General features: G+C 72.8%; 11 protein-coding genes. 7 read left to right on the top strand and 4 right to left on the bottom strand.

The features are described 5' to 3' along the window. Nucleotides 1-15: 15 nt before the first annotated feature. Nucleotides 16-591, bottom strand: a complete 576-nt coding sequence (locus tag E1264_RS17325) for a hypothetical protein (protein ID WP_132174658.1) — start codon at nt 589-591, stop codon at nt 16-18. Nucleotides 592-740: 149 nt separating this feature from the next. Between E1264_RS17325 and E1264_RS17320 the strand changes: the two genes are divergently transcribed. Together E1264_RS17320 and E1264_RS17315 are read left to right on the top strand one after the other, a co-directional pair. After that, a complete protein-coding gene (locus tag E1264_RS17320; RefSeq protein WP_132174656.1) occupies nt 741-1916 on the top strand; it encodes a histidine kinase in 1176 nt (391 codons plus the stop codon). Beyond that, nucleotides 1913-2590 carry a response regulator transcription factor gene (locus tag E1264_RS17315; RefSeq protein ID WP_132174654.1) on the top strand — a complete coding sequence of 226 codons (678 nt, stop codon included), beginning with the start codon at nt 1913-1915 and terminating at the stop codon, nt 2588-2590. The genes E1264_RS17320 and E1264_RS17315 overlap by 4 nt, the downstream gene beginning before the upstream one ends. 16 nt (nt 2591-2606) lie before the next feature. Here the strand turns inward: E1264_RS17315 and E1264_RS17310 are convergent, their stop codons facing one another. Together E1264_RS17310 and E1264_RS17305 are read right to left on the bottom strand one after the other, a co-directional pair. Beyond that, nucleotides 2607-3746 (bottom strand): EAL domain-containing protein, encoded by a 1140-nt coding sequence (locus E1264_RS17310; RefSeq protein WP_243710985.1) that lies wholly within the window; start codon nt 3744-3746, stop codon nt 2607-2609. A 71-nt stretch (nt 3747-3817) separates the two neighbouring features. Next, nucleotides 3818-4213: an ABC transporter permease gene (locus tag E1264_RS17305; RefSeq protein WP_132174652.1), complete on the bottom strand. Its 396-nt coding sequence runs from the start codon at nt 4211-4213 to the stop codon at nt 3818-3820. Nucleotides 4214-4326: 113 nt separating this feature from the next. Between E1264_RS17305 and E1264_RS17300 the strand changes: the two genes are divergently transcribed. From E1264_RS17300 to E1264_RS17290, 3 genes are read left to right on the top strand one after another with little or no spacing between them, the layout of a single operon-like run. Beyond that, nucleotides 4327-4965, top strand: a complete 639-nt coding sequence (locus E1264_RS17300; RefSeq protein ID WP_243710984.1) for an AIM24 family protein — start codon at nt 4327-4329, stop codon at nt 4963-4965. Next, nucleotides 4965-5618, top strand: coding sequence for an AIM24 family protein (locus tag E1264_RS17295; protein WP_132174650.1), 654 nt, complete (start codon nt 4965-4967; stop codon nt 5616-5618). The genes E1264_RS17300 and E1264_RS17295 overlap by 1 nt, the downstream gene beginning before the upstream one ends. 2 nt (nt 5619-5620) lie before the next feature. Then, the gene (locus tag E1264_RS17290; RefSeq protein ID WP_132174648.1) at nt 5621-6388 is read left to right on the top strand and encodes an AIM24 family protein; all 768 of its coding nucleotides are present in this window, start codon (nt 5621-5623) and stop codon (nt 6386-6388) included. Between the two features lie 52 nt (nt 6389-6440). Here the strand turns inward: E1264_RS17290 and E1264_RS17285 are convergent, their stop codons facing one another. Then, nucleotides 6441-7244, bottom strand: a complete 804-nt coding sequence (locus E1264_RS17285) for a VOC family protein (protein WP_132174646.1) — start codon at nt 7242-7244, stop codon at nt 6441-6443. Between the two features lie 273 nt (nt 7245-7517). Between E1264_RS17285 and E1264_RS17280 the strand changes: the two genes are divergently transcribed. Further along, nucleotides 7518-9116, top strand: coding sequence for an ABC-F family ATP-binding cassette domain-containing protein (locus tag E1264_RS17280; protein ID WP_132174644.1), 1599 nt, complete (start codon nt 7518-7520; stop codon nt 9114-9116). A 116-nt stretch (nt 9117-9232) separates the two neighbouring features. Further along, nucleotides 9233-9445, top strand: coding sequence for a helix-turn-helix domain-containing protein (locus E1264_RS17275; protein WP_021596738.1), 213 nt, complete (start codon nt 9233-9235; stop codon nt 9443-9445). Nucleotides 9446-9500 lie beyond the last annotated feature (55 nt).

Here is a 9500-nt window from a genome sequence, read left to right as displayed (position 1 = left end):
CCTCCACCCCGCTCGTCACCGCGGGGGCGCGTGCTCGGCGGGCGCCTTCGGGCCGGGGCCCTTGGGCTTGGCGGGCGAGAGCGTGTGGCTGATCGGCCAGATCGACCAGACCGCCAGGACCACGCCCAGTCGGAACAGCCAGCCCTGCAGGGCTTCGGTGCGGCCGGCGTCGCCGACCCAGACGATCAGCGTGAGGAGGATGGCGCACGCGATGGCGGTGGCGATGGCCGCCTTCCCGAACTCGCGCCACTCGTAGCGGACGCGGGCCCCGCCGTACTTGGGCTTGCCGCGGGGCGGCGGGCCGCCGGCGAAGCGGTGCGCGAACCGCTCGTCGGCCCAGCGGACCATGCTGTGCCCGAACGCGATCGAGTACCCGATGTAGGCGGCGGCGAGGCCGTGGGTGAAGCCCGCCGTCCCGCCGCCCTGGAGGTCGATCGCGGTGGCCGTCAGCAGCACCACGTCGACCAGGGGGACGCACACCAGGAGCGCCGCGCCGGTCCGGCGCAGGCGCAGGACGTAGCGGGCGACGAGACCGGCGGCGAGGACGACCCAGAAGCCGATCTCGCAGGCGGCAATGATCGCGATGAGCACGTGGAGTCCTTTCTCGACGCTTCCATCGTCCCTGCCGGAGGGGCCGCGATCGTCGTCCCGGATGGGGTTCCGGGGGTCGTCCGAAGGATGTACGCGGGCTCGTCGGGGCGGTGGACGACGCACGCCCGCGGGGATGCTGAGATGGACGGGTGCACAGGCTCACCACCCGCAAGGACGCGCTCGTCGCCGCGGCGGCGCTCGCGGGCGGGCTGCTGCTGCTCTCGGTGCACGGCTACTCGACGTGGTCGGAGGACTGGGACCCGTCGGCGTGGGTGCGGCTCGTCCCGCTGCTCGGGCTGTCGTCGGCGCTGCTGATGCGGCGGACGGCGCCGCTGACCGCGCTGGCGGTGGCGACGCCGTTCAACGCCGCCGACGTGGTGATGGGGCCGAGCCTCGCCACCGCGATGATCTACGGTGACGCGCTGTACGCGGCGAGCCTCTACGGGCGGCGCCGGACGGCGGAGTGGCTGCTCGGCACGACCCTGGTGGCGTCGCTGGCCGTCGCGGCCGCCGCCGGGATCGGGATGGGCGACCTCGCCCTCGGCGTGGTGAGCGGGTCGGTCGCCGGGGTGGTGTGGGTCGCGCCGGTGCTGACGGCGATGGCGGTCCGGGAGCACCGGTTCCGGGCGGAGGCGGAGCGGCAGCGGGCCGAGCAGGTGGCGCGGCTCGCGGAGCTGGACCGGCGGGCCGCCGTGACCGCCGAGCGGGCGCGGATGGCCCGCGAGCTGCACGATGTGATCGCCAACCATCTGAGCGCCGTGGCGCTGCACTCCTCGGCCGTGCTGAAGGTGCCGAACCTCGACCGGGAGGGGATCGAGCGGGCCATGGAGGTCATCCGGGAGAACAGCGTCCAGGGCCTCGCGGAGATGCGCCGGATGATCGGGCTGCTGCGCGACGGGGACGGCGGCGAGGTGGACCCCGCGGCGCGGCCGCGGCTGGCCGAGCTCGGACGGCTCGTGCGGCAGACGGCGCGGTCCGACCTGTCGGCGCGGCTGGAGGTCGCCGGGGAGCCGCCGGAGCTGCCCGCCGCGGTGGAGCTGGCCGCGTACCGGATCGTGCAGGAGGCGCTGACGAACGCGCTGAAGCACGCCGGCCCCGGCAGCGCCGACGTCCGCGTCGAGTACACGCGGCGGAGCGTGGTGATCGACGTGCTGAGCCCGCTCGGCACGGACGCGGCGCGGCTGCCGGGCACGGGCAGCGGCCTGGTGGGGATGCGCGAGCGCGCGGTGATGCTCGCCGGAGACTTCGACGCGGGACCCGACGGCGGGCGATGGCGCGTGCACGCCGAGCTGCCGCTCGACCAGCAGTTCACGGAGACGTCATGATCGAGGTCCTGGTCGCCGACGATCAGGCGGCGGTGCGGGCGGGGCTGGTGCTGATCCTGGGCGCGGCGCCCGGGATCCGGGTGGTCGGCGAGGCGGCCGACGGGGTCCAGGCGGTGGAGCTGGCCCGGGAGCTGCGCCCGGACGTGGTCCTCATGGACGTCCGCATGCCCCGGCTGGACGGCATCGGCGCCACCCGGGAGATCGCGGGCATCGCGGACGTGCTGGTGCTGACCACGTTCGACATGGACGAGTACGTGTTCGGCGCGCTCCGGGCGGGCGCGGCCGGGTTCCTCCTCAAGGACGTCGACGCCGACAAGCTGGTCGACGCGGTGCGGACGGTCGCGGCCGGCGAGGGGATCATCGCGCCGCAGGTCACCCGGCGGCTGATCGGCGCGTTCGCCGCCCGCCCGGCGACGGAGAAGGCCGCGCCGGGGCTCGCGGAGCTGACGCCGCGGGAGCGGGAGGTGTTCGCGTGCCTGGGGGAGGGGCTGTCGAACGGGCAGATCGCGGCCCGGCTGGACATGGCGGAGACGACCACCAAGACCCACGTCAGCCGCATCCTCGGGAAGCTGGGGCTGGCCAGCCGAGTCCAGGCGGCCATCCTGGCCCAGGAGACGGCCGCCTCCGGGCGTTCCGCGACCGATCCTCATAAAGGATCACCCGGGGCGTTCTGACCCGGCAGCGGCGATCTCAGCGCGACAGGCTGCGGATCAGGTCGGCGACGCGGACGATGCCGAGGCAGCGGCCGACCTCGTCCACCACGACCAGGTCGTCGTAGACGCGCTCGTCCTCCCGCCCGGCGGCCCGCAGCGCCGCGACCGCCGGGACGGTGCGCGGCACGGGCCGGGGCGGGTCGGCGAGCCGCGCGGCCGGACGGCGGGCGTGCAGCGCGTGCCCGTACGCGCCGGACAGCCGCAGCAGGAAACGCGTCCGGTCCACGGTGCAGCGGGGCCGCTGCCGTTCGTCGACCAGGATGATGCTGGTGATGCCGCTCTCGGCGTTCAGCGCGTTGAGCACCTCGCCCGCGGTCGCCGTGTGCGGCAGCGTCACCGCGGGGAGCGTGAACTCCGAGACCCGCGGCCCGAGCCCGAGGCCGGGGTCCGGACGGGCGGACTCCTCGGCGGCGGCGACCGGGATGTGGACCGGCATCCCCGGCCGCCACTCCGGCGGCGCCAGCGCGGGCCCCTGGACGAGCCGAACCCCCGCGTCGCGCATGTGCAGCACCTGTTCCCGGGTCGCCATCTGCGGCGCCAGGACGTGCGTCTCCAGGCGGTGCGCCAGCTCGACCAGGCTCCCCACCAGCGCCGCGCGGCGCGGCTCCGACACCGACCGGCGCGCCAGCTCGGGGTCGAGTTTCAGCAGGTAGGACGCGCCGTCCACGAGCAGGTCCAGCGGCGCGTGGGCGGCGCCGAGACCGGCGAGGCCGACGAGGTAGCCGGTCCGGCGCAGCCCGGACAGCGCGGCGGTGACGGGCGGGCGCGCCGCGGGCGGGAACCCGCCCGACACGCAGATGATGATCTCCTGCGGGCGGCGCCCGGTGTCGCCGAGCCCGCGGTGAAGTTCGGCGAGGAGGTCGTCGCCGCGGGCGAGGGTCTCGGTGCGCAGGCCGATCTGCAGCGGCAGCGGCGTGCCGAGCCCGGTGGCGGCGCGGGCGGCCTCGATCGCGCGGCGCACGTCCTCGGCCGCCGGATCGGGACGCAGGGGGCCGGAGGAACCGGCCGGCGGGGCGTGCGCCTCCACCGCGACGACGGTACCGGTGCCGAGGTCGACGACCGGATGGAACACCGCCCGGGCGGGGAGGAGGGCGTCAAGTGCATCGACTGCGGACACAACCGCATCATGTCGCCCTACTTCGCGCCGAAACTAGATGTGTCAGCCGAAGTTAACCCAACATTCGCAGTTCAGAGGCCGCGGCCACCGGCGAGCGCCGACAGCAGGTAGGTCACCCCGGCGACGGCGGCGAGCCAGACGTAGGCGGTGATGTCGGCGCCGCGCAGCGCCTGGACGATCAGCCCCCCGACCACCGCGACCGTCAGCACGTCGCCGGTCATCGCCGCGGCCCGCAGGTGCGCGCGGGCGCGGGTGCCGGAGCCGAAGCCCTCGCTGATCGGCAGCGTCGGCTCGTTGCGCCGGTAGGCGAGGTAGGCGGCGTAGCCGGCCAGCGCGGCGAGCGCGACGAGGGCCGTCCCCGACCGCCCGTCGGCGGCCAGCACGGCCGCGACCACCACGCCGGCGCCCAGGACGACCCCGGGCACGGCCCACCTGCCGAGACTGCGGCGTTCGGGAGCGATCCACATGGTCCTCATCCTTCCCGATCCGCGAGCGAGGCGAACCGTCAACGCGCCGTGCCCCTCGATTGTGCGAGGCGCCACCCACACCCTGGGCCTTAACAGTTGTATGTTCTCGCTTCGTGGCGCAATTTCGAATGAACGGCTCCAAGATGCTCGCCGTCGACCTCGGCGGCGAGACCATCAGGGCGCTGAACGGATCCATGGTCGCCTACGAGGGCCAGATGTCGTTCAAACGCCAGGGCATGACGGGCGGCGAGGGCCTGCGGGGCGCGCTGAAACGCCGGATCGCCGGCGAGGGCATGACCCTCATGGAGATCAGCGGCCAGGGCACGGTGTACCTGGCGAGCGAGGCGACGGAGGTGACCCTCGTCCCGCTGACCGGCGACACCCTGTACGTCGAGTCGGAGAGCCTCCTCGCCCTCGACGGGAACCTGCAGACCGGCGTCCACTTCGTCGGGCTGCGCGGGATGGGCACCGGGCAGGGGCTCGCCACCACCAAGGTGGAGGGGCACGGGACGGTCGCGATCCTGTCCCAGGGGCCCGCGATCGTGCTGGAGGTGACGCCCCAGACGCCGCTGTGCGTCGACCCGCACGCCTACGTCTGCCACCACGGGCAGCTCCAGCAGGACGTGGTCACCGACGTCAACTGGCGGACGGTGATCGGCCAGGGATCGGGGGAGAGCGTGCAGTTCCGGTACCAGGGGCACGGCCTGGTGTACGTCCAGCCGTCCGAGCGCGGCGGGATCTTGGAGGTCTGATGCCCGGATACCAGTCGATCAACTCCAAGATGCTCCAGGTGCCGGTCGGGCCGGGCCAGGAGGTCTACAGCAAGCGCGGCGCGATGCTCGCCTACACCGGCCCGGTGTCGTTCGCGCCGAGCGCGACGGCCGGGCAGGGCATCGGCGGCACCATCGGGCGCGCCGTCGCCGGCGAGCGCAGCGCGATGATGCACGTCACCGGGCAGGGCAGCGTCCTGTTCGGGCACGGCGGCCTGCACGTCACCGTCATCGACCTGCAAGGCGCCGACACCCTCTACGTGGAGGCCGACCGGCTGCTCGTGCACGACGCGTCATTGCAGGTCGGGACGATGTTCATGGGCGAGCAGGGCGGCGTGCGCGGCATCGTCCGCGGCGCCGTCACCGGGCAGGGCCTGTTCACCTCGACGCTCACGGGCCACGGCTCGTGCGCGGTGCTGTCGCACGGCGGGGTGATGGAGCTGCCGATCAGCCAGAACCGCCCCGTGCACGTCGACCCGCAGGCGTACGTGGCGCACCGCGGCCAGGTGCAGAACAAGCTCACCACGGCGGTGGGGCTGCGCGACCTGGTCGGACGCGGCTCCGGTGAGGCGTTCCAGCTCGAACTGAGCGGGCTCGGCGTCGTCTACGTCCAGGCCAGCGAGAGGAAGATCTGACCGTGAGCACGTACGGCACGCAGACGCAGACCTGGAACCCGGTCACGCTCCCGTCCAACGACAACGTCAACCCCTACGCCTTCAGCGTCGACCTCAACGGGCAGTGGTTCGCGCAGAAGGGCAAGATGATCGCCTACTACGGGCAGATCAGGTTCGAGGCGCTGTCGGCGGGCCCGCTCGACTCGCTCGTCGCGCACACCTTCAACTCGCCGCTGTACGCGCAGGACTGGATCGTCGCGCAGGGGCAGGGCAAGCTCGTCCTCGCCGACCGCGGGTTCGACGTCAACTCCTTCGACCTGGAGGACGGGAACCTCACCGTCCGCGCCGGGAACCTCCTGGCGTTCGAGCCGGGCCTGGAGCTCAAGCAGTCGATCATCCCCGGGTTCCTGACGCTGATCGGGACGGGACGGTTCGTGGCGGCCTCCAACGGGCCCGTCCACTTCGTCGAGCCGCCGATCAGGGTCGACCCGCAGGCGCTGCTCGGCTGGGCCGACTGCCCGTCCCCCTGCCACCACTACGACCACTCGTACATGCGCGGGGCGTTCGGCGCCGCGCGGATGGCGTTCGGGATCGGCGGGCAGTCCGGCGAGGAGCACCAGTTCGACTTCACCGGGCAGGGCACCGTGCTGATGCAGTCGTCCGAGGTCGTGATGAAGGAGGACGTCCTGCTGCGCGACCTCGAAGGGCAGATCGGGCTGGTCGGCACGACCGGGCTGCAGCGGCTCCAGCGCACCATCACCCAGCGCCTGTCCGCCGAGCGCGGCGGCTGACCGGGCCGGAGCGGGCCGGGGCCTGGACGGCGTCCAGGCCCCGGCCTTCCTCTCACGACTCAGGGTCGGGCGCGGGCTTCATCACGCGGAACGGCACGCCGAACGGGTCGCGGACGGTCGCGATCCGCCCGTACGGGGTGTCGGCCGGCTCCTCGTCGACCGTGCCGCCGCCGTCCCGGACCTGCCGGACCGCCGCGTCGGCGTCGTCGACCGCGAAGTAGGTGAGCCACGACGCGACCTCCTCCGAGCCGCCGCCGAGGACGAGGCCCTCCCCGCCGAGCACGCCGCCCATGAACCGCCCGTCCGGGCGGGCGACGGTGGTGTAGTCCAGGCCCTCGGCGCCCTGCATCGGCTCGACCTGGTAGCCGAACAGCGCCTTGTAGAACTCGCGGGCGTCCCCGGCGTCGCCGGGGACGAACAGGTCGTTCCAGACGAACGACCCGTGCTCGTTCACGATCCTGGAGCCCGTGTGGCTGCGGCCCTGCCACAGTCCGAACTGGCCGCCCCGCGGGTCCCTGATGATCGCCATGCGGCCCATGTCCATGACGTCCATGGCCGGGACGACGACCTCCCCGCCCGCGTCCGTGGCGCGCTTCACCGAGCCGTCGCAGTCGTCGGTGGCGAAGTAGACGCTCCACCAGTACACGTCGGGCTCTTCCTCGGGGTTCAGCATCATCCCCGCGACGGGCTCGCCGCGCAGCATGCACGTGTGGTAGTGCCCCGCCTCGGGGCCCGCGTCCTCGAAGTCCCAGCCGAACAGCGCCCCGTAGAACGCCTTGGCCCGGTCGAGGTCGGGGACGCCGATGTCGAGCCAGGTCGGCGTGCCCTCGGGTGAATTGCCGGTGACCTTGGTCATACGTCTCACACTCCTTCGTGGCGGGACCCCGGGTCCCCCTGTGCTCTCCGCCGCACGCCCGTGTCCTCATCCTGGCCCCGCGCGCGCCGTTCACACATCGCACGCACCCCGATCGGCATGACCAGTGCCGGCCTCGGGTCACGTACACTTGACGGATGGTTCCGCTCCCGAACTGACAGGCCGCCTCGAGCGCGCCCCAGTCGCAACGCCGGCTGAGAGGCGCGCTTCTTCGTGCCTGTCCACCGAGCCGTCCGTCAGGGGAGCCCTGTCACTGTGATCATCGCGAAAGACATCGAGCTGCGCGCCGGGTCCCGCCTGCTGATCGAGGCCGCCACGTTCCGGGTGAACCCCGGCGACCGGGTCGGGTTCGTCGGGCGCAACGGCGCGGGCAAGACCACCCTCACCAAGGTGCTGGCCGGGGACGCGCTGCCCGCGCAGGGCGCGGTGACGTCCTCCGGCACCATCGGCTACCTGCCGCAGGATCCCCGCGACGTCGACCTCGGCGAGCTGGCCCGCGACCGCATCCTGTCGGCCCGCGGCCTGGACGAGGTGATCCGCGAGCTGCGCGCCGCCGAGGACGCGATGGCGGCGGCGACGGGCGCCGAGCGCGACAAGGCCGTCCGCAGGTACGGGCGCCTCGAGGAGCGGCTGCACGTGCTCGGCGGGTACGCGGCGGAGGCGGAGGCGGCGTCGATCGCCTCCAGCCTCGGCCTGCCCGACCGGGTGATGGCCCAGCCGCTCGGGACGCTTTCCGGCGGCCAGCGGCGCCGCGTGGAGCTGGCCCGCATCCTGTTCTCCGGCGCCGACACCCTCCTGCTGGACGAGCCCACCAACCACCTCGACGCCGACTCGATCGTCTGGCTCCGCGACTTCCTGAGGTCCCACCAGGGCGGCCTCGTCGTGATCAGCCACGACGTGGAGCTGCTGGACGCGGTCGTCAACCGGGTGTTCCACCTCGACGCCAACCGCTGCGTGATCGACATCTACAACGTCGGCTGGAAGAAGTACCTCGACCAGCGGGAGACCGACGAGCGGCGCCGCAAGCGCGAGTCGGCGAACGCGCAGCGGCAGGCGTCCGCGCTGCTGTCGCAGGCCGACAAGATGCGCGCCAAGGCCACCAAGGCCAAGGCGGCCCAGCAGATGGACCGGCGCGCCAGGCAGCTCCTCGCGGGCGTGGAGGGCGAGCGGCAGGCCGACAAGGTCGCCAAGATCCGCTTCCCGGACCCGGCCCCGTGCGGCAAGACCCCGCTCACCGCGGAGGGTTTGTCGAAATCGTACGGATCTTTGGAGATATTCACTGACGTGGACCTCGCCATCGACCGGGGCAGCCGCGTCGTCGTCCTCGGCCTGAACGGCGCGGGCAAGACCACGCTGCTGCGCCTGCTGGCGGGCGTCGACGCGCCCGACACCGGCACGGTGGTCCCCGGCCACGGCCTGCGGATCGGCTACTACGCCCAGGAGCACGAGACCCTGGACGTCGACCGGTCCGTCCTGGAGAACATGCAGTCGGCCGCGCCCGGCATGGCGCCCGTCGAGGTCCGCAAGATCCTCGGCTCGTTCCTGTTCTCCGGCGACGACGTCGACAAGCCCGCGGGCGTCCTGTCCGGCGGCGAGAAGACCCGGCTGGCGCTGGCGATGCTGGTGGTGTCCAGCGCGAACGTCCTGCTGCTGGACGAGCCCACCAACAACCTCGACCCGGCCAGCCGCGCGGAGATCCTCGGGGCCCTGCGCACGTTCACCGGCGCCATCGTCCTGGTCACCCACGACGAGGGCGCGGTGGACGCGCTCGCGCCGGAAAGAGTGATTTTGCTGCCGGATGGGGTGGAAGACATCTGGAGTGACGACTTTGCCGATCTGGTGGCGCTCGCGTGACCTGCGGAGTGACTTCCACAGATCTTTTCTGGCCGAGTGGGTAGCCGAACAGCCGGGAATGACTGATCATGGCGGGGGATAACGCAGCGGTCACCACATCACTACGGGAGGTACTCGTGGCCGAGACCCTTAAGAAGGGCACCCGCGTGACCGGTGCCGAGCGCGACAAGCTGGCGGCGGACCTGAAGAAGAGGTACGACTCCGGCGAGAGCATCCGCGCCCTGGCAGCCGCCACCGGCCGCTCCTACGGTTTCATCCACCGGATTCTGACCGAGTCCGGCGTCAACCTGCGCGGTCGCGGCGGCGCGACCCGGGGAAAGAAGTCCTGACCGGACACCGCCCCCGGATGAGCGCACGGCCCGAACCGTCGCCGCGGCCCACCGA

It is taken from the genome of Actinomadura sp. KC216, from assembly GCF_004348535.1.
Taxonomy (GTDB): Bacteria; Actinomycetota; Actinomycetes; order Streptosporangiales; family Streptosporangiaceae; genus Spirillospora.
This window is presented reverse-complemented; position numbering and strand designations above follow the sequence as displayed.

Bases quoted from the DNA above. Each gene is read 5' to 3' on its own strand.
- E1264_RS17315 (WP_132174654.1), top strand. From the start codon at position 1,913: ATGATCGAGGTCCTGGTCGCCGACGATCAGGCGGCGGTGCGGGCGGGG.
- E1264_RS17305 (WP_132174652.1), bottom strand. From the start codon at position 4,213: ATGTGGATCGCTCCCGAACGCCGCAGTCTCGGCAGGTGGGCCGTGCCC.
- E1264_RS17295 (WP_132174650.1), top strand. From the start codon at position 4,965: ATGCCCGGATACCAGTCGATCAACTCCAAGATGCTCCAGGTGCCGGTC.
- E1264_RS17285 (WP_132174646.1), bottom strand. From the start codon at position 7,244: ATGACCAAGGTCACCGGCAATTCACCCGAGGGCACGCCGACCTGGCTC.